Here is a 19,653-nt window from a genome sequence, read left to right on the forward strand (position 1 = left end):
GTAATTCGCAACCTGAGTCGGTGGTCTAGGGTTGGCGGCCTCCCTCCTCACGCAACAGCGCCTGCAAGGTATCTAGCCGCGCACCGTCGAAGGCAATCACGGTGCCCTGCTCGAACACCCGGCGCGCCAGCCCGGTCAACACCGCACCGGGCGGCAGTTCGATCTGTAGACGTACGCCACGCTCGTAAGCGCTTTGCACCGTGCCGCGCCAATCCACCACACGGCACATGTTGAAGGCCAGGTCGTCGCGTAACGCCTCGGGATTGATAACAGGCCGGGCGCGACTGCCGCTCAGATAACCCAGAATCGGCGTTTTCAATTGCACCTTGGCGAAGGCTTCGGCCAGGATTTTCGCCGGAGCTTCCAGCAGCGGGCAATGGGACGGCACGCTGACCGTCAGGCGTTTGGCCAGCCCGGCACCACGACTTTTCGCCAACTCGGCAACCGCTTTCATCGCCCCATCGCTGCCGGCAATGACCACTTGGTTATCGGCGTTGATGTTGGCCAGGTAAACCGGCGTGTCGAGGCTGTGAACCTGCGCCAGCAAACCTTCCACCGTCGCCAGATCCAGACCGATGATCACGGTCATGCCATAGCCCTGAGGATAAGCCTGCTGCATCAGTTCGCCGCGCAGACTGACCAGATGCAGTGCATCGCTGAAACTCAAGGCACCGGCAACCACCGCTGCGGGATAAGCACCGATGGACAATCCGGCCACGTAATCCGCGCTCAATAACAACTGACGTGAAGCGGCCACTCCGGCGATCAGCAGGCACAGCTGAACCGCCCTCGTCGACTGCAACGCCTCGGCAGAATCGAGCAACAAAACATCTTCACCCAGCACCTCACTCGCCTCGATCAGCGTTTCCCGAGGCAAACGATGGAGCATGCCCGGTTGCTGCGCGCCCTGGCCGGGGAACACCAGCAAACTGCTCACGCTGCTTGCTCCTGCGGGTTCCAGGGATCGCTGACCAGGCAGGCGAACTGAGCGTTTTTGAGCAGCACCCGATGCGATGGGCCGGCCCATTCGCGCAGAGCCACAGCGCCATAAGGTGTCTGCAATTGCATGTCGGCCAGACATTCAGCGGTGCCGAGAAGTGTCACCAACTCTTGCGCTTGAAGTCGGCTCAACGGTTGCGGTGTACGCAGAATCAAGTCCAGATCGCTGCGCTCATGGAGCGCCGCAAAACCGCTGGCCAATTCAAATCCGGCGCTGCCGCTGACACCCCACACCCAACCGCAGGCGTCGAGCATTGGTCGCAATTGCGCCAGCGCTCGCAACGCCGGTAGGTCCCGAACCGTCTCGACATGACACAGCTCTTCCGGCCTTACCCGACGCGAAATCGCTGCGATCGCCATCGACGTTGCATAACGCTGCTCGCGCAAGCGTCCGCGCACCCCGACTGCGATTTGATCCGGCTCGGTCATCGCACGCCGAACCACCACCGGCTGACCCGCGCCGATCGACTCGACCGCCCACGCAGGCGCATCCGCAGGCAACTGCTGCGGGGTCATCCCCCACAGCAGGTCGTGGGCCAGAAGCGTGTTCACCACTGCTCTCTCAGCAGTTGGCGAACCTTGCTCGACGCGGCGCGATTGCTCGCACCCAAGCGGCCGCTCAAATCACGATGATCAGCCTCGACATTTTCAATCGCCTGAACCAGACACTCGTTCACCCGCGCCAGATCCGCCGTCGTCGGCTGTTCGATCTGATCCACCGACAAGGTTTCCCAAAGCAAACCCAAGCTGGCAAAGCTGTCGATGTCATACGCCATTGGCGGCACGCTGGCGGCCAAGGCTTCAAGTTCTTCGACACTGCGCAACGTCACTCGCGCCGCCGACGCCTTGCCCATCGCATGCACCATCACGCCCGGATCGCGCAATGCGATCAGCCGGTTGGCCTGATAGCCATGAGCGAGAAAGGCGCCAGACATCGCCTTGCCCACCAGCAAACCAATCACCGCGTGCCCGGCCAGTCGGGCGCGGGCATAACTGTCCGCAGCACCGGCCAAGGCTTGATGAATGCCGAGCGCTTCTTCGCGCCGGCCGTAAGCCTGGCTCGGCACATCGACAATGGCGATCAAGGCGCGTTTTTGAGGCTTGTCGTTATCCGCAGCAATGACGTCATCCACCGCTTTGGCCAAGCCCCAGCCTTCCAGCAAACCGACCTCGCCATTGCGGGCGCGGACGAAACGGTTGTCGGGATCGGCCACTACCGCGATAAAACGCACGGGCTGCTCACCCAATAAGCCGTCAGCGACTTTCAACGACGCCGGTAAACCCTCGACCGATTTCGCGCCGGCACTCAAGGCCTTGAACCAGTTCAAGCCTCTCAGGGAATACGAACTCATGAGCGCTCTCCTTGATACAGATCGCGAACCGTCGCCGGCTCGATTTGTGGTTCGGCGTCCAGACGCGCCAGCCGTTGCAGGAACCATTCGGCCTGGCGACTGCGTTGCTGCGCCGGCAAACCCTGCTTGAGCAATTCGCCGACCTGCTGCTGAATCTGCGCCACGTCGTCAGCCACGTAGCGATCCACCAACCCACTGGCGAACCGCTGCTCGCCGCCGGTCAGGCTCCAGATAAACGGCCGGTCACGGGAGTCGTATTCCTCAAGTCCGGCTTCCTGCTCGATCACTTGGGGGCCGTTGAGGCCAAGGCGCGCTTCCTGAGTCACCAGCAAATAGCTGCACAACCCGGCGGCAATCGACATGCCGCCAAAGCAACCGACGCTGCCGGCGACTACGCCGACTACCGGTTGGTACTGGCGCAAATCGACAATCGCCGCATGAATATCGGCAATCGCCGCCAGCCCGAGATTGGCCTCCTGCAAACGTACGCCACCGGTTTCCAGCAGCAACACGGCGCGAGTGGGAATGCCTTTGCGGTTGTCCTCGGCGGCCAGTTCCAGTGCACCGGCAATCTTCGCCCCGCCGACTTCACCCAGGCTGCCGCCCTGAAACGCACCTTCGATGGCCGCGATCACCACCGGCAAACCACCGAGGGTGCCCTTGGCGATCACCACGCCGTCATCGGCTTGCGGCACCACGCCCTGGCGTGACAGCCATGGCGACATGACGCGCTGAAACGGGTCGAGCAGCTCACGAAAAGTACCTGCGTCGAGCAGCGCTTTTGCCCGTTGGCGGGCGCCGAGTTCGACGAAACTGTGTTTGTTGAGAAGCGCTGCGCTGTCAGTCATGGCCGATCTCCTCGAAGCCTTGTTCCAGGCGCAAACGCACCACGCCGGGAGTGGCGCCGAAATCATGGATATCGATCGCCATCGCGGGCGGTGTCTGGCCGTCGAACATCCGCGCGAACAGATGCTGCCAGCGTTGTTCACTGCCGTTGACCGAGGTCTGCACCTGGATCGTCAGCTTGCCGGCCAGCCCCGGTTCGATCAGCACTTCCAGATCGCCCGAGCCCACACAGCCCACCAGCGCTCTGCCCCGAGGCGGTTGCCCGGCGGGGAATTCAAAGGATAAGGTTTCCATCAAAACGCTCCCTGGAAGATGCCGCCGCCCGCGTCGATACGGTCGATAAACAGGCAGGCTGCGAGCAAGTCCGCAGCGCCGCCGGGCGAGGCATTCAACGCGATTAATTGTTGGTCCAGCTCATGCAAACGGCGGCGACCGGCCAGGCTCGCACTGCCGCCGGCGTCGAGCACTGCTTGGGCGCCGAGTTGCATCGTCTGCAGGCCTTGTTCGCCCGCGCGGTAGAGCACGCAGGTGTCGGAGAGATGGGTCATGATCGCCAGCAAGGCGTCGAGCCGAGCATTCTGTTCGCCATGGCCTGCGGCGCGGCTGAGTTTGAGTTGCGGCAGTGCGCGCTGAATCACCGCCGGAAAGCCCAGCTGTGCTTCTTCGCGTGCACCGCGAGCGCCATAACGCTGGGCGACTTGGGCGCCATGACTCAGAGGACGCGGCGCGTAACGGTCGTCGAGCAAAGCCAGACGTGCAGCGCGCAAGGTCACGGCGCTTGCTTTGGTATTCGTGCATTCCAGCGTCGCCGCAGCGACCAACAGCCCCAAGGCCCAGATCGCGCCACGATGAGTATTCACACCGTTGGTGGTGGCGAGCATCGTTTGCTCACCGTCACGACCAATCCGCCCAAGGGCTTCGCGCAGGGGTAAACCGACTTCGCCAAACTCGATGGCCGCTTCTGCCATTGCCTTGAACGCCGGCCACAACGACAGCGCCGAGGCGTGCATCAGGCTCAGGTGTAAATCGGTGTGCGCGCCATTGCCGCGACGGTCGACCAGCGCCGGTTTCGGCGACAGATCGGCTTCATCGATCAGCGCGTCCACCGCGAGATCCGCCAGTCGCTCAGTCAGGGTTAAAGGTTTCGGTTGCAGGTTGAATGCGCGCATTACCAGCTCCTGAACTTGGCGGGTGGGTTGTAGAGGCCACCGGACCACTCCACCAGATCGGCCACGCTTTTCGCTGCAAGCAACTCGCGGGTGGCGTCGGTGCGGCGGATGCCGAGGTCTTCGGGCAAGGCGATCAGGCCTTCGCGACGCATGCGCGCGGTGTCTTTCGGGTTGTGGCGCAAGCCGATGGCGGTCACCCCGGCGACGGCAGCGATCATCGCCTGACGTTCTTCGAGGGAACGGGCTTTGTACAAATAGGCGATGCCTTCTTCGGTGAGCAGGTGGGTGACGTCGTCGCCGTAGATCATGATCGGCGCCAGCGGCATGCCGCTTTTCTTCGCCACGTCCACCGCATCGAGGGTTTCGACGAAGGTCGGTTTGCCGCCCTCCTGGAAGGTCTCGACCATTTGCACCACGAGCTTTTTGCCGCGTTCGAGCAAGGCTTCAGGAGCATCGTCGTGACGCATGTCGAGCCAGGCCGGCGTGCCATGGCGGCGACCGCGCGGGTCGTGACCCATGTTCGGCGCACCACCGAAACCGGCCAGGCGACCGCGCGTCACGGTAGAGGAATGACCGTCGCCGTCGACTTGCAGGGTCGCGCCGATAAACAGGTCCACCGCGTATTGCCCGGCCAGTTGGCAGAACATCCGGTTGGAGCGCAGTGAACCGTCACGGCCGGTGAAGAACACATCCGGTCGAGCGGCGATGTAGTTTTCCATGCCCAGTTCGGTGCCAAAGCAATGCACGCTTTCGACCCAGCCGCTTTCGATGGCCGGGATCAAGGTTGGGTGAGGATTGAGCGTCCAGTTGCGGCAGATCTTGCCCTTCAAACCGAGGGATTCGCCGTAGGTCGGCAGGATCAGTTCGATGGCCGCGGTGTTGAAACCAATGCCGTGGTTGAGCGATTGAACGTTGTGTTTTTCGTAGATCCCGCGGATCGCCATCATCGCCATCAACACATGCACTGGCTTGATGTGGCGTGGGTCGCGGGTGAACAGCGGTTCGATGTAGAACGGCTTGTCGGCTACCACCACGAAGTCGACCCAGGACGCGGGAATGTCGACACGGGGCAGTTCGCTGACATCGTCCACCAATTGGTTGACCTGGACGATGACGATGCCGTCGCTGAAGGCGGCAGGCTCGATCAATGCGGGGGTGTCTTCGGTGCTCGGCCCGGTGTAGATGTTGCCGGCGCGGTCGGCCATGAAACCGGCCGAGAGCACGACGTTGGGAATCAGGTCGACCACCAGCCGCGCGTAGAGCTCGATGTAGGTGTGAATCGCGCCGATTTCCAGCAAACCGTCTTCAAGCAACTGGCTGATGCGCAGGCTCTGGGTGCCGGCGAACGAGAAGTCGAGCTTGCGGGCGATTCCACGCTCGAACAGGTCCAGGTGCTCAGAACGCCCGACGCTGGGCATGATCATGTGCAAGTCATGCAGCTTGCCCGGATCGGCCTTGGCCAGGGAGCGGGACAGGAAATCCGCCTGCTTCTGGTTATTGCCCTCCAGCACCACACGGTCGCCGGGCAGAATCAACGCCTCCAGCGCCGCAACGATCTTGTCGGTGGGCAGCACCACACCGTCGGCGAAACCCCGCACCAGCTCGAGACGCCGCTGCTTTTCGCTGCGCCGCCACGTCCATCGCGAGTCGGGGGATATTGTTGTTGTCATGACCACTCCACGGGTTCGCTGTCGTGGGAGTCACCTTAGGAGCGTTGGGTGGGGGGCATCAATCAAGCAGAGTGGTGGATCGTTACGGTCAAGTTAATGGTTGGCCGTGCCGACGCCATCGCGAGCAGGCTCGCTCCCACATTGGAATGCGTCACCCCTGTGGGAGTGAGCCTGCTCGCGATGGGGCCAGAACAATCCCCGCAGCTTTCGATGACGAAAATTTCGTCGCTCATGGCAGAGAGCAAATAACCGATAAGTCCCAAAATAGGACCGATCGGTCCCTTTTTGGGAATCCTCAACCTGGCGCAGGCCCCCTGTGGCGAGGGGGCTTGCCCCCGTTCGGCTGCGCAGCAGTCGTAAAACCATTGTTCTCGGCGTACCTGATACACCTCGATTGCAGGTTTTGGGGCTGCTTCGCAACCCAACGGGGGCAAGCCCCCTCACCACAGGGAGGTCCGACAGCCTGGGGTTTTGTGTTTAAAAGTTTGTCCGCTGGAACGGTGAGAGGCTACACAACCTTGCGTCGCGGCCTACAGCAATGCCGGAAGGCGCTGACTGGTGCGGTTTTGCGTTGATCTTTATCGTTTGTATGTCGCTGCCAACCTCAGCGACCGGGCCTGGAATCCCGAGGTGTTAACGAGGCAAAAGCGCCTTTCATAACGTATGCTTGCGCACCTTTAATGTGTGCACTCCGTTATGGCGGCTGTGCGCGGGAGACCTTTGTGTCTGCCGGGTTTTGTCCGTTTGCCCGGGTTCCAGCCTGCGTACAGCTGCCACCCCTTCGCCTGGAAACCGAATGGAGCAGCTGAAACTCAGTAAATGGAGATTCACTATGTTCAAAGCTACTCCCAACCCGCCAGAATCCGGGACCGATTCCCAAGCATCCCTCGATGCAGAAAAAATGAAGGAAGCCGCTGACCGCGCCTTCTCCCATTACTTCCCGTCACCCCACGAAAAACCCGCCAAACGCCGTAAGTCCCAGCTCTTCACCGTCTCCCCCGATATCGACACCGAAGCCCTTCTGGCCAATGCCTCCGAAGACCTGCTGTCCATCAGCGCCATTGCTGCCGATCTGGCGGACGATGTGGAAGGCTCACGCCGCTCTGTAGCCTTGGCGCTCAGCCGTTTGGCAGATGGCGTGCAGTTGTTGGTGGAGCGGGTGCTGGATCATCATGAGTCGTTGCAGATGAAGGCTCAAGCCGGGGTTTAACGCAGAAACCCCTGTGGCGAGGGAGCTTGCTCCCGTTGGGTTGCGCAGCAGCCCAAAAACCTGCGACCGAGCAGTATCAGGTAAGCCGAGAACAATGGTTTTACGACTGCTGCGCAGCCGAACGGGGGCAAGCCCCCTCGCCGCAGGAAGATGCGTGCGGTGTACCTGATAGACCGCGGTTTCAGGTTTTGGGGCCGCTTCGCGACCCAGCGGGAGCAAGCTCCCTCGCCACAGGGATCCGGTCAGACCAGACCCGCACTCACTAGCAGTTCTTCCAGCGCGAGCAAATCCGGCACCTTCGCCACTTGCTCCCCCACCTGCACCGCCGCCTGCTCCAGCGAACACAACGGCACATCGACATAGCTCAACTGGCTATCCAGCTTGTAAGACCGCGGAATCCCCTGCACCAGCAGCGCAATGAACTTCAGCTCAGACCGCCCGCCGAGGGCATTGAGGATGACGATCCGGGCTCGCTCACCGATCACCACTTTGTTGCCACACGCCGACTCGAAACTGAGCAACGGAATCTGCCGATCCCGCCACTTCACCAACCCCAGATACCACGGCGGTGTGTCGAGGTCGAAGGCGCCGGGTTGGTAATCGATGAGTTCAGCGACAGCGACATTGGGCAGGATCAGGTTGCGATCCGCCAAGGGCAATAAAAGCCCAGTGAGGTTGCTGGAGCGGTGTTCATGCATGGGTTTTGCTCCACCGGGCGATGCTGTCGAGCAGCACCGATTCCTGGTATGGCTTGCCAAGGTAGTCGTTGACGCCGATGGCCATGGCGCGGTCGCGGTGTTTCTGGCCGGTACGGGAGGTGATCATGATGATCGGCAGATGCTGCAAGCGCTCGTCGGCGCGCACCTGGGTCGCCACTTCGAAACCGTCCATGCGCGGCATTTCGATGTCCAGCAGCATCAGGTCGGGCATGTGTTCTTCGAGCAGCAACATGGCGTCGACCCCGTCCTTGGCGGTCAGCACGTTCATGCCGTGGCGTTCCAGCAGACGGCTGGTGACCTTGCGCACGGTGACCGAATCGTCGACCACCAGGACCAGCAACGGCCGTTGCGACTCGGGCTCTACGTCCTGCGTCACCGGTCGTTGCGGCACCCGCGCTTGCATCGCGCGGATCGGCGACAGCAAGTCGAGAATCAGCACCACCCGGCCATCGCCGAGAATCGTCGCGCCGGACAAACCCTGCACCGCGGCGAACTGCGGGCCAAGGCTTTTGACCACGATTTCCCGGGTGCCGGCCATGGCATCCACCTGCACCGCGACATGCCGCTCGTTGCATTGCACCAGCAACATCGGCAACGGCAGGTTCTGGCCCAGCAGTTTCGGGCGGGGGCTGGTTTTCAGCAGCTCACCGAGATAGCACAACTCATAACGTTGCCCGGCGTATTCGTAGGTCGGCGGATCGAGCCGGTAATGCCCCTCAAGTTCGTTGGGCAACACCCGAACAATGCCGTCGATGGTGTTCAGCGGGATCGCGTATTGATCCTCTGCGCACTGCACCATCAGCGCGCGGTTGACCGACACGGTGAACGGCAGGCGAATCCGGAAATGCACGCCCTGCCCCGGCACAGAGTCGATGGTCATGCCGCCGCCGAGCTGCCGGACTTCTTCATGAACCACGTCCATGCCGACGCCACGCCCGGAGATCTGAGTGATTTTCTCGGCGGTGGAGAACCCCGGTTGCAGGATGAATTGCAGCACGTCGCGGTCGCTGATGTTGCTGTCCGGGTGGAGTAACCCGCGTTTGATCGCCTTGCGCCGCACGGCGTCCAAAGGCACGCCGGCACCGTCGTCGCGGATGTCGAAAATGATGTCGCCGCCCTCTCGGGACAAATCCAGGGTGATCTTGCCTTGGGCCGGTTTACCCGCCGCGATTCGCACCTCGGCCGATTCCAGCCCATGGTCGACGGCGTTGCGCAGCATGTGTTCCAGCGGCGCGGCCATGCGTTCGAGGACGTTGCGGTCCATCTCGCCTTCGGCGTTGCCGACGACGAAGTCCACGTCCTTGCCCAGTTCGCTGGCGACCTGCCGAACGATGCGTTTCAAACGCGGCAGCATTCGCTCGAACGGCACCATGCGCGTGCGCATCAGGCCTTCCTGCAATTCGGTGTTGATGCGGCCCTGCTGTTGCAGCAGGTTTTCCGCATCCTGATTGCGCCGCTCGAGGGTTTCCTTGAGGTCAAGCAGGTCGGAGGCAGACTCGAACAGTGCCCGCGACAACTGTTGCAGCTGCGAGTGACGGTCCATCTCCAGCGGGTCGAACTCTTCGTACCCCAGGCGTTCAGCCTCGACTTGCTGACGGCTGAGAATCCGCCCCTGGGTTTCGGTATCCAGGCGGCGCAACTGGTCGCGCATGCGTTCGATGGTGGTTTCCATCTCGCTCAGGGCCACCCGTGCGTCGTTGACCTGTTGTTCGATGCGGCCACGGAAGATTGAAGTTTCACCGGCCAGATTGACCAGGTCATCGAGCAATTCCGCCGAGACCTTGACCGTGTCGGCGCCTTCGGGTTGTGGTGCGGCTGGCTCGGCTTTGGGGGCGGCGGGCATCACCACCGACTCCGGAGTTTCGGACACCGCCGGGTGGCTGAAATTCTTGATCGCGTCGATCAGCCGATCGGCCGGCGGCAATGGCTGACCGGCGCGGGTGGCGTCGAGCATCTGCGCCAGTCGGTCATGGCTGCGTTGCAACAGCGAGAACAGCTCGGCGGTGGGTTGCAGCACGCCAGCCGACAAGCCTTCGTAGAGGAATTCCAGTTCATGGGCCAGGTCGCCAATCGGCGCAATTTCCACCATCCGTGCGCCACCCTTGAGGGTGTGCAGGTCGCGCAACAGTGTTTCCACTTCCTGGCGATTCGACGGCTCGGCCTGCCAGCGCAACAGTGCCGCGCCGGAGTTTTCGATGATGTCGAAACCTTCCTCGAGGAAGATCTCCAGAAGCTCGGGATCATGGCCCGCCGAGTCATTGCCGACCGCTGGCTCGATCACCTCGACGCTGCCGGCATTGCCTTGGCGAAACTCACGAATGGCCGCGATCAACTCACCCGGATCACCCAACGGACGATTGTGCTGCAACTGATCAAGGAACATGGCCAGTCGGTCATGGCTTTGCTGCAGCAACTGCGCCAGCGTTTCGCTGTGGCTGTAACGGCGGTCCACCAGGCCTTCGTAAAGGCTTTCCAGTTCATGGGCCAGATCGCCGACCGGCTCGACCTCGGCCATCCGCGCACCGCCCTTGAGGGTGTGCAAATCGCGCTGCAAGGACGACAGCGGCGCGGCGTTGTCCGGGTCACTCAGCCAACGCTGCAAGGCCTGGCCGGCGCTTTCGAGGATATCCACCGCTTCTTCAAGGAAGATCGAAACGATTTCGTCGTCCAGCTCCACCTGCGTCGCGCTCTGCTCCAGCTCGGCGGTGGCGCTACCCAGCTCGCGGATGCTCAGGGTGCGGCTGCCGTCACTGCGGATCAGGCCCATGGAGGATGGATCGAGACTCTCGTCGAGCAAGCCGCGCAACGCCCGAACGCGCTCCGGTTGCGCAGTGACTTCCTGGCCGGCAGCCAGTTCGTCGAGCATGTTGATCAGCGCTTCATGGGCACTTTGCGCCTCGTGGAAAAACCTGTCGCTGACCGCCAGGCTGCTTTCTTCCACCGCGCCATAGAGGTCGAGCAATGCTTCGCAGAGCTCATCCACCGGATGCAGATCGGCCAGGTGCGCGCCTTCGCCGAGGGTGGTCAGTTCGTCCAGCAGCGCGCTGAGTTCCTGCCGCTCGCCGGGATGCTGCTGCCAGCGCTGTATCAGGCTTTCGGCGTCCAGCAGGATGTCCATGCCCTGGGCGAGAAAATTGTTGATCAGTTGCGGATCGCGCTTGATGCGCAGCTTCGTATTGGGCGTGCTCAACAGGCTTTGCAGACGCTCGGCCAGCACTGCCTTGGTTCGCTCGATCAGCAAGCGAGCGTCGGGGATTTCAGCCAGCGGGTCGCTCTTGAGTTGTCGCAGCCCAAGGCGGAACAGCCCTTCAGCTTCCAGCAGCAATTCGACTTCATCCAGATCAAGGGCAATTCGGTGCGCCTTGTACTCTCGGGCCAGTTCATCCAGCGATGCCGCCAACTCGGCAATCGGCAGTACGCCGGCCATCGAGGCGCTGCCCTTGAGCGTATGCAACGCCCGTTGCAACTCGTCGCTGGCCTGAAGCGGTACGTGTTCGGAGGCTTGGTCGAGGAAGCGATTGAGGCTGCTCAAATGGGTTTCGGCTTCGTTGCGGAATATCTCCAGCAACAGTGGATCGAGCGCCGCGACATCCTGCACGTCCTCATCGGACACCGGTTTATCACCCTTGGCGAGGGCATGGGCGCGGGCGGCCAATTGATCGACATCGTTGCGTTGGCGCTGGGCATTGGCGGCGAACTCGGCCACCAGTTCCGGTAGCAGCTTCAGCGCATCGCCCACCAGTTGTTGCACCGCAGGCCCAGGTGCAACGCTGTGCTCAAGCACGCGGTTGAGCAGGTTTTCCACCGCCCAGGCCAACTCACCGAGCACCAGCGCGCGAACCATCCGGCCACTGCCTTTGAGGGTGTGGAAGGCGCGACGCAGTTCACTCAAGGCCGATGTGCTGTCGGGATTGGCCGACCAGCGCGGCAGATACTCCTCGAGGACTTCCAGCACCTCGTCAGTCTCTTCGAGAAAGACTTCCCGCAGCTCATCGTCCACCGGTTCTTCACCGGCGGGCGGCGGCAACAGGCTACCCGGCGTGGTCAGGGCTGGCGGGTTGACGGACGACACCGGGCTGGCCAACATTTCGGCCAGAGACTGAACGGTTTCGGGGTCGTCGAGTTCCTGCATGTCCTGCATGACCAGGGCTTCACTGGGGCTGAGTACATCCTTGAGCATCGGCACCTGCTGTTCGCTGGGGAAGAAGCCGAGTGAGGCCAGGCCTTTTTCCGCGACGTCGAGCAGGTGTTCTCCCGGCGCTTCGGGGTCGTCGCTGAGGCGCTCCAGGTAATACTCGATGCTGGTGATGACGTCGGCCAGGCTGTCCAGTTGCTGCCAGCCAGGCTGGTCCGGGTCCACCAGCAGATGCTCGCGGATGAAGCCGTTGCAGGTCTCGACCAGGCTCGCCGCGCGGGCCAACGGAATCATCGCCAACGCACCGCGCACTTGGGTCAGCAACGCCGGCAAGGGTTGCAAATGCTGGCGGTCCCAATCGGCGTCGATGTAGTCGACGATCATGTCCTTGGCCTGTTGCAGGCAAATGCGCGCTTCCTTGATCACGATCTGATGGATCTGCGTCAGGTCGGTGGTCGGCAGACGGCTGTCTTCCTGGCTTTCCGGCTCCACGGTACCGACCATGCCGGCCAGGGTCGCTTCGACGTAAAGCAAGGCCCCGGCAACGTCCATGAGGGTCGCGTCGTTGGGTTCACGCTGGCCCTGGGCGAGGCTCAGCACCACCGCCAGTTGATCGATGATGACCTTGCGCGGCTGGCCGAAACCGAGCACCGCCAGGGTGTCGGCGATTTGCCGCAGGGGCGCCAGCAGGCTTTCGAGGTCCGAGGTGTGCTGACGGTCGCTGCGCACGAACAGGTCCAGGCGCTCCTTGACCCGCACCAGCTCTTCGCACAGCGCCGACAATACCGAACGCATGGCGTCGCGGTCAGGGCCGGCCAGCCGTGCCCGTTCTTCATCGACCATCGCGCCGTCGGGTAGCGCATCGTCAAGTGAGTAGCGATCTTTCATGGTCAGCATCTGCCCGGTGGGGTGTTCGGCCTTGGCAATATAGAACAACAAACTCTTGAGCAGCTCCGGCGGTGCCGGTTGATTGATTCCGGGCATGCCCTGTTCGAGCAAACGCTTGAGCTCTTTGTCGGCGTCCTTGAACAGGCTGCGCAACGCCGGGCTGTTGGCGATCGAGCCATTGCGCATGCCTTCGACCAGTGCCGAAGCGACGTGCCATAACGGGCTCAGGGGCGCGTTGTCGCACAGCGCTTCGAGGCGCGCAAACACCCTGGCCAGATAGCCGAAGTGGGTTTCGTCATCCTGCTCGCGCAACAAACCGACCAGCGCCATCTGCAACATCTGCCGTAACTTGCGCAGCACATTCGGCAAGTCGGACGGTTCCAGCAGCGCCAGAGCTTCTTGGCTCAGGGGCGGCAGCTCCAACAGTTGCGGGCTGAACAGGCTGGTTTCCGATAACAGGCTTTCGCCACGGGCGCTGCGCAGGTCGTTGATCAAAGGCAACACGACTAAAGGCAAATCACGACGGGCGCCTTGCACCCGGTCGAGGTAAGTCGGCAATTGCCCCAGGGCTTGCAGCAACAGATGGATCGCCTCGTCGCGATGGCTGACGCGGTTCTGCTGCAAGGCGCTGGTCAACTGCTCGATCTCTTCGGCGAGCAGGGCCGCGCCGTAAAACTCGACCATCTGCAAACTACCGTGAACCTGATGGACACAGGCCAGACACTCACTCAGCGTGTGCGTCGCCTGCGGGTCGTCGATCAGGGTTTCGATCGCCTGATGAGCCTGTTTCAGCGTTTCGGCAATCTCGCCTTTGACCCACTCGAGGGCCACATAGTCGTGCCGATCACCCATAACTACTCCAATCAAATGCATACGCCCTGAGGCGGTTCAAGCTTTGTCCACAGCCTGCGTTTTAGCGTCCGGCAAGGTGAAACCGGACACCAAACGTCGCAGCTGGCTGGCCATTTTCGCCAGGTTGCCAATGCTCTCGGCGGTGGCAGTGGAGCCGGACGAGGTTTGCGTGGTGATCTGCTGGATCACGTTCATCGTCAGGGAAATCTGGCCGGCCGACGAAGTCTGTTGCTGCGCGGCGTTGGAAATACTCTGGATCAATGCCGCGAGGGTCTTCGATACACCTTCGATTTCTTCCAGCGCCACTCCGGCATCCTGCGCCAGACGCGCGCCGCGCACCACTTCGGTGGTGGTCTGCTCCATGGAAATCACCGCTTCGTTGGTGTCGGTCTGAATCGCCCGCACCAGCGTTTCGATCTGTCGGGTCGCCGCGGACGAACGCTCGGCCAGACGCTGCACTTCGTCGGCCACCACCGCAAAACCGCGTCCGGCGTCACCGGCCATGGACGCCTGAATCGCCGCGTTGAGGGCGAGGATGTTGGTCTGGTCGGCAATGTCATCGATCAAGCTGACAATGTCGCCGATTTCCTGAGAAGACTCACCCAGCCGTTTGATGCGCTTGGCCGTGTCCTGAATCTGCTCGCGAATATTGTCCATGCCATGAATGGTGTTATGCACCACTTCGTTGCCCTTGTTGGCAATCTCCACCGAGCGTTCGGCCACCGCAGAGGATTCGGCAGCATTGGCCGAGACCTGATCGATGGACTGGGCCATGTCGTTGATGGCCGTGGAGGCTTCGGAAATCTGCTGCGCCTGATGCTCCGAGGCCTGGGCCAGGTGCATGGCGGTGGCCTGGGTTTCCTGCACGGCGGCGGCGACCTGGCCGGCGGTGAGGTTGATGGTCGCCACCAGATCGCGCAGTTGGTCGACGGAATAGTTGATCGAGTCAGCGATGGTCCCGGTGAAGTCTTCAGTCACCGAGGCGGTCACGGTCAGGTCGCCGTCGGCGAGGTCTTCGATTTCGTCCAGCAAACGCATGATCGCGTTCTGGTTGCGCTCGTTCTTCTCCGCGGTTTCCCGCAACTGACGGTTGGTTTCGCGCACCATCACCAGGCCGATGAGGATGATCGATGTCAATGCGAGCAAACCCAGCACGTAACCGCCGATGGTATCGGTGTTGCGTCCACCGGCGAGGTTTTCGAAACGGCTGGCCAGGTGCGAGGCTTCATCGAGCAGGGTTTGCGACAGGGTAAAGATGTTGGTGGCCGATTCGCGGACCTTGAACAGCTGCGGCGAAGTTTCAAGGATTTCATCCACGGAACCCGACACGAACTCAAACAGTTCGGAAATTTCGGTCAACCGGGCGCGCGCATCGCGGTCTTCGACCTGGCTGATTTTCAGCGCAGCATTGCCCTGAAGCATGCCGTTGAGCACCTGGCCGAAACGCGCTGCGTCGCGACCGAAAGCGTCGGCCGCCTGCTGCGAATTCTCATCGCCGGACAGTACGGTGTTCACCGCACCAAGAATCCGCTCGGCCAGCAGCGACTGACGCTGGGCCATCGCCACCTGCGTGGCCGGAGCGCCACGTTGCAGGAGGGTTTCGACGACCTTTTCATATTCGACCTGCAACTGCGGCACGGTTTCGGCCAGGGTCGCGGCGACTTGATGCAAGGACAACACGGTCTGTTCGCTGGAGAGGATGGCGTCGGTGTTTTTCAGCAGCCGCTCCCAATCCAGCTGCACGGCGCGCATTTCCGGGCGCACGGTGGACGGTGCCGGCGGTAGGCCGGTGGCAGGATCGCCTTTCTTCAGATAGCCCCAACGCTGGGCGAAGTCGTTGCGTGCATCGCTGAGCAACTTGAACGCCGCGGCCTTGCCGGCGGCGGCTTCGGTGGCGTTCTTGGCAATGCGCTGGGACAGCACGCGCAGCTCACCGGCGTGGCCGATGTACTGTTTGTCGTAATTCGCCTGGGTGTTGAGGTACGCGAAGTTGGCGAACAGCAGCATGATGAAGACAATCAGCGCGATGAACAGCACGATGATCTTCGACCGACTGCGCGACCCTTCTGGATTGCCTGTTTTAGCTTTTATCATCGGTCCTCGCCTGTTAACCAACACCCTGTAAAGCTTGCCGAAGAACCTGTGGGAGCGAGCCTGCTCGCGATTCAGGCGCCGCAGTGCATCAGAAAAACCGCGTTATCGTTCAATCGCGAGCAGGCTCGCTCCCACAGGGTTTACAGCGCTACGTTCATGAATCCTTGCGACTGCGCCAACGCAAACGGGCTGAACACCTGCCACTTCTGCTCACGCTGAAACCGGCCTTTGACGAACGCCGACATCGGCCCTTGCAAGTCATCGGCCGGCACCGGCTCCAGACTGTCCTGGGCAAAGTGCTGCAAGCCGAAGACCTCATCGACCATCAACCCTGCAAACACGTCTTTGTGCTCCACCACCAATATCCGCCGTTGCTTGCGCAAGGCAGGCAGTTCATGGCCGGGCTCATAACCATAAAAAAAGCCATGCAAATCCATGATCGGCAGCAGGCGCCCGCGCAGGTTAGCCACGCCCTTGACCCAGGGTTTGACCCCCGGCAATTGTGTAACACGCGGTTCGTGCAGGACTTCGCTGACTTCGCCCATGGGTGCGACATACCAATGCTCGCCCAAGCGAAAACCGATGCCGCTCCAGCTGTCCTGTCGGGTCGGCTGGGACGGCAGGTCCGCCGCCAGCAGACGACAGCGCTGGTCAATCTGCAGCAGCAGTTCGAAAGCCGTCAGCGACTCGGTCATGACCGGACGATCAACCGGCCAGCACGTTGTTCAGGGTTTTGATCAGGGTGTCTTCGTCGACCGGTTTGGTCAGGTAGTCCTTGGCGCCTTGGCGCGTGCCCCAGACTTTGTCGGTTTCCTGATCCTTGGTGGTGATGATGATCACCGGAATGTGCCCGGTTTCCGGGTCTTTGGTCAGCTGACGGGTCGCCTGGAAACCATTGAGGCCGGGCATGACGATGTCCATCAGCACCGCGTCGGGTTTTTCCTGACGGGCCAGGGCCACGCCGTCGGCGCCGTTTTCGGCTTTCAACACCTCATGACCGTGCTTTTCGAGCATGCCGGTCAGTTTGTACATTTCAGTCGGCGAGTCATCGACGATCAGAATACGTGCCATGGTCTTCCCCATTCTTGTCGACACCGGGCCCCATGGCCGAGCGTCACTGTGCATGTCCTACTGCGGCGAAACGGCGGCGAAGCCCGGTACATGGGCCTGAATCGCGTTCAGCAGTTCTTCCTTGCTGAAAGGCTTGGTCAAAAACTGGTCGGAACCGACGATCCGGCCTTTGGCCTTGTCGAACAACCCGTCCTTGGACGACAGCATAATCACTGGCGTGGACTTGAACGCACTGTTGTTCTTGATTAAAGCGCAGGTCTGATAACCATCCAGACGCGGCATCATGATGTCGACAAAGATGATGCCGGGGTGATTGTCGGCAATCTTGGCCAGGGCATCGAAACCATCGATTGCGGTGATGACTTCACAGCCCACGTTTTTCAACAGCGTTTCGGCGGTGCGACGAATCGTTTTCGAATCATCGATCACCATGACCTTCAAGGCGCTGGAATGCTGTTCCATAGTGGCTCTACCGTCGCCTTTGTGAATCAAATTGTCCGTTTGCCGCTCATCGGCGACTCGAAACCCTTGATACTCAAGGGCTAGCCCGACATGGCAGTCTTTTTAGCACAGTCTCCCCATCCAATCTATCGGGCGACCCTGGCGGTGGTTTTTCCTTGACCGGGAACACACTCAGCGCCACTCTGACGCCACTTTTTCACAACACTTTCCACCCCAATTTCGAGGAAAACCCCATGAGCGTTCGCGTCGGGATTGTCATGGATCCTATCGCCAGCATCTCCTATAAAAAGGATAGCTCGCTGGCCATGCTGCTGGCCGCGCAAAAGCGTGGCTGGGAACTGTTCTATATGGAACAGCGCGATTTGTATCAGGCCGAAGGCGAGGCACGCGGGCGGATGCGTCCGCTGAAGGTGTTCGCCAACCCGGAAAAATGGTTTGAGCTGGGCGCCGAAAGCGACGCGCTGCTGAGCGACCTGGACGTGATCCTGATGCGCAAGGATCCGCCCTTTGACATGGAATTCGTCTATTCCACGTATTTGCTGGAACAAGCGGAAAATGCCGGCGTACTGGTGGTCAACAAGCCGCAAAGCCTGCGTGACTGCAACGAAAAGCTGTTCGCCACGCTGTTCCCGCAATGCACGCCGCCGACCATCGTCAGCCGTCGCCCGGACGTGTTGCGTGAATTCGCCGACCATCACGGTGACGTGATCCTCAAGCCGCTGGATGGCATGGGCGGTTCGTCGATCTTCCGTCACACCGCTGGCCACCCGAACCTGTCAGTGATCCTCGAAACCCTGACCTTGCATGGCCGTCAGCAGATCATGATCCAGGGTTACCTGCCGGCGATCGTCGACGGCGACAAGCGCATCCTGATGATCGACGGCGAGCCGGTGGATTACTGCCTGGCACGGATTCCCGCACTCGGTGAAACCCGTGGCAACCTCGCCGCCGGTGGCCGTGGCGAAGCCCGACCGCTGACCGAGAAAGATCGCTGGATCGCCGCGCAAGTCGGCCCGACCCTGCGTGAGAAGGGCCTGCTGTTCGTCGGTCTCGACGTGATCGGTGAGCACCTGACCGAAATCAACGTCACCAGCCCGACCTGCATTCGCGAGATCGATAACGCGTTCGGCACCGACATTGGTGGCCTGCTGATGGATGCCATCGATCAGAAGCTCAAGACTCGTTGATCGAGAACAGCCAAGAAACTTCCAACATTGCGTTATCATCCCCGGCTTGTAAAAAACGCGATGTTGGTTTTCTTGTTATGACACTCCCGTCCGATCTGCCCCCTGAACTCGCCCACCGTGGCGTGCGTCCGGCTGATCGCCTCGGTTTCACGCTGTTTCTCGCGGCGCTGATTCACCTGGCCTTGCTGTTGGGCGTCGGGTTCTCCATGGTCGAACCCCAGCAAATCAGCAAAACCCTGGAAATCACCCTCGCCACTTTCAAAAGCGAAAAGAAGCCTGAGAAAGCTGACTTTCTCGCCCAGGAAAATCAGGAAGGCAGCGGCACCCTGGAGAAAAAGGCGATTCCCAAGACCACCGAGGTCGCGCCATTCCAGGACAACAAGGTACAGAAAGTCACCCCACCGCCGGCGGCCCAGCCTCAAGTGCAGGAAGCCGCGCCCAAGGCGTCTGTGACCACCGTCGCGCCGAAGCCGAAAAAAGCAGCAACCAAGACTGAAGAACCCAAGCCCCTGACCAAACCCCAAGTGGCGGCACCGACGTTCGACAGCTCACAGTTGTCCAGCGACATCGCCAGCCTGGAAGCGGAACTGGCCAACGAACAACAGCTGTACGCCAAGCGCCCGCGCATTCACCGCTTGAGCGCTGCGTCGACCATGCGCGACAAAGGCGCCTGGTACAAAGATGAATGGCGCAAGAAGGTCGAGCGCATCGGCAACCTCAACTACCCCGACGAAGCCCGGCGCAAACAGATTTACGGTAATTTGCGATTGATGGTCTCGATCAACCGCGACGGCTCGCTGTATGAAGTGCTGGTGCTGGAATCGTCCGGCCAGCCGCTGCTGGACCAGGCGGCGCAGCGCATCGTAAGGCTTGCGGCGCCGTTTGCACCGTTTACCGGGGATCTGTCGGACATCGACCGTCTGGAAATCATCCGCACCTGGAAGTTTGCGCGCGGGGACCGGTTGTTCAGTAATTAACCGGAAGATCAAAAGATCGCAG

16 protein-coding genes are annotated in these 19,653 nt (G+C 61.3%); 3 read left to right on the forward strand and 13 right to left on the reverse strand.

Annotated elements, in window-relative coordinates; all coding sequences use genetic code 11:
* Nucleotides 1-25: 25 nt before the first annotated feature.
* The 7 genes from mdcH to mdcA are packed head-to-tail and all read right to left on the reverse strand — an operon-like array spanning nt 26 to nt 6,036.
* Nucleotides 26-937 carry a malonate decarboxylase subunit epsilon gene (mdcH, locus tag BK662_RS05850; RefSeq protein ID WP_123357306.1) on the reverse strand — a complete coding sequence of 304 codons (912 nt, stop codon included), beginning with the start codon at nt 935-937 and terminating at the stop codon, nt 26-28.
* Nucleotides 934-1,554 carry a malonate decarboxylase holo-ACP synthase gene (locus tag BK662_RS05855; protein WP_123357307.1) on the reverse strand — a complete coding sequence of 207 codons (621 nt, stop codon included), beginning with the start codon at nt 1,552-1,554 and terminating at the stop codon, nt 934-936. Before BK662_RS05855 ends, mdcH begins: the two co-directional genes overlap by 4 nt.
* Nucleotides 1,548-2,351: a biotin-independent malonate decarboxylase subunit gamma gene (gene mdcE / locus BK662_RS05860; RefSeq protein ID WP_123357308.1), complete on the reverse strand. Its 804-nt coding sequence runs from the start codon at nt 2,349-2,351 to the stop codon at nt 1,548-1,550. Before mdcE ends, BK662_RS05855 begins: the two co-directional genes overlap by 7 nt.
* Nucleotides 2,348-3,199, reverse strand: coding sequence for a biotin-independent malonate decarboxylase subunit beta (locus tag BK662_RS05865; RefSeq protein WP_123357309.1), 852 nt, complete (start codon nt 3,197-3,199; stop codon nt 2,348-2,350). The genes mdcE and BK662_RS05865 overlap by 4 nt, the downstream gene beginning before the upstream one ends.
* Entirely contained in the window at nt 3,192-3,491 is a 300-nt protein-coding gene (locus tag BK662_RS05870; RefSeq protein WP_007941972.1) for a malonate decarboxylase subunit delta, read from the reverse strand. The genes BK662_RS05865 and BK662_RS05870 overlap by 8 nt, the downstream gene beginning before the upstream one ends.
* The gene (locus BK662_RS05875) at nt 3,491-4,366 is read right to left on the reverse strand and encodes a triphosphoribosyl-dephospho-CoA synthase (RefSeq protein ID WP_123357310.1); all 876 of its coding nucleotides are present in this window, start codon (nt 4,364-4,366) and stop codon (nt 3,491-3,493) included. The genes BK662_RS05870 and BK662_RS05875 overlap by 1 nt, the downstream gene beginning before the upstream one ends.
* Entirely contained in the window at nt 4,366-6,036 is a 1,671-nt protein-coding gene (mdcA, locus tag BK662_RS05880; RefSeq protein WP_123357311.1) for a malonate decarboxylase subunit alpha, read from the reverse strand. Before mdcA ends, BK662_RS05875 begins: the two co-directional genes overlap by 1 nt.
* 832 nt (nt 6,037-6,868) lie before the next feature.
* Here mdcA and BK662_RS05890 point away from each other — a divergent pair.
* Nucleotides 6,869-7,246, forward strand: a complete 378-nt coding sequence (locus BK662_RS05890) for a DUF6124 family protein (RefSeq protein ID WP_123357313.1) — start codon at nt 6,869-6,871, stop codon at nt 7,244-7,246.
* Nucleotides 7,247-7,488: 242 nt separating this feature from the next.
* Here BK662_RS05890 and BK662_RS05895 read toward each other — a convergent pair whose 3' ends face one another.
* The 6 genes from BK662_RS05895 to pilG form a co-directional block, all read right to left on the reverse strand.
* Entirely contained in the window at nt 7,489-7,944 is a 456-nt protein-coding gene (locus BK662_RS05895; RefSeq protein ID WP_123357314.1) for a chemotaxis protein CheW, read from the reverse strand.
* Entirely contained in the window at nt 7,937-13,840 is a 5,904-nt protein-coding gene (locus BK662_RS05900) for an Hpt domain-containing protein (RefSeq protein WP_123357315.1), read from the reverse strand. The genes BK662_RS05895 and BK662_RS05900 overlap by 8 nt, the downstream gene beginning before the upstream one ends.
* A 36-nt stretch (nt 13,841-13,876) precedes the next feature.
* Nucleotides 13,877-15,934, reverse strand: a complete 2,058-nt coding sequence (locus tag BK662_RS05905; RefSeq protein ID WP_123357316.1) for a methyl-accepting chemotaxis protein — start codon at nt 15,932-15,934, stop codon at nt 13,877-13,879.
* Nucleotides 15,935-16,074: 140 nt separating this feature from the next.
* Nucleotides 16,075-16,629 (reverse strand): chemotaxis protein CheW, encoded by a 555-nt coding sequence (locus BK662_RS05910; protein WP_123357317.1) that lies wholly within the window; start codon nt 16,627-16,629, stop codon nt 16,075-16,077.
* 10 nt (nt 16,630-16,639) lie between these two features.
* The gene (pilH, locus tag BK662_RS05915; protein WP_007897961.1) at nt 16,640-17,005 is read right to left on the reverse strand and encodes a twitching motility response regulator PilH; all 366 of its coding nucleotides are present in this window, start codon (nt 17,003-17,005) and stop codon (nt 16,640-16,642) included.
* A gap of 57 nt (nt 17,006-17,062) precedes the next feature.
* Nucleotides 17,063-17,467, reverse strand: coding sequence for a twitching motility response regulator PilG (gene pilG / locus BK662_RS05920; RefSeq protein ID WP_038980984.1), 405 nt, complete (start codon nt 17,465-17,467; stop codon nt 17,063-17,065).
* A gap of 233 nt (nt 17,468-17,700) precedes the next feature.
* Here pilG and gshB point away from each other — a divergent pair, with 233 nt between their 5' ends.
* Nucleotides 17,701-18,654 (forward strand): glutathione synthase, encoded by a 954-nt coding sequence (gene gshB, locus BK662_RS05925; RefSeq protein ID WP_038980983.1) that lies wholly within the window; start codon nt 17,701-17,703, stop codon nt 18,652-18,654.
* Between the two features lie 77 nt (nt 18,655-18,731).
* Nucleotides 18,732-19,631, forward strand: a complete 900-nt coding sequence (locus tag BK662_RS05930; protein WP_123357318.1) for an energy transducer TonB — start codon at nt 18,732-18,734, stop codon at nt 19,629-19,631.
* Nucleotides 19,632-19,653: the final 22 nt, after the last annotated feature.

This window comes from Pseudomonas frederiksbergensis (assembly GCF_003732275.1).
Classification (GTDB): domain Bacteria; phylum Pseudomonadota; class Gammaproteobacteria; order Pseudomonadales; family Pseudomonadaceae; genus Aquipseudomonas; species Aquipseudomonas frederiksbergensis_H.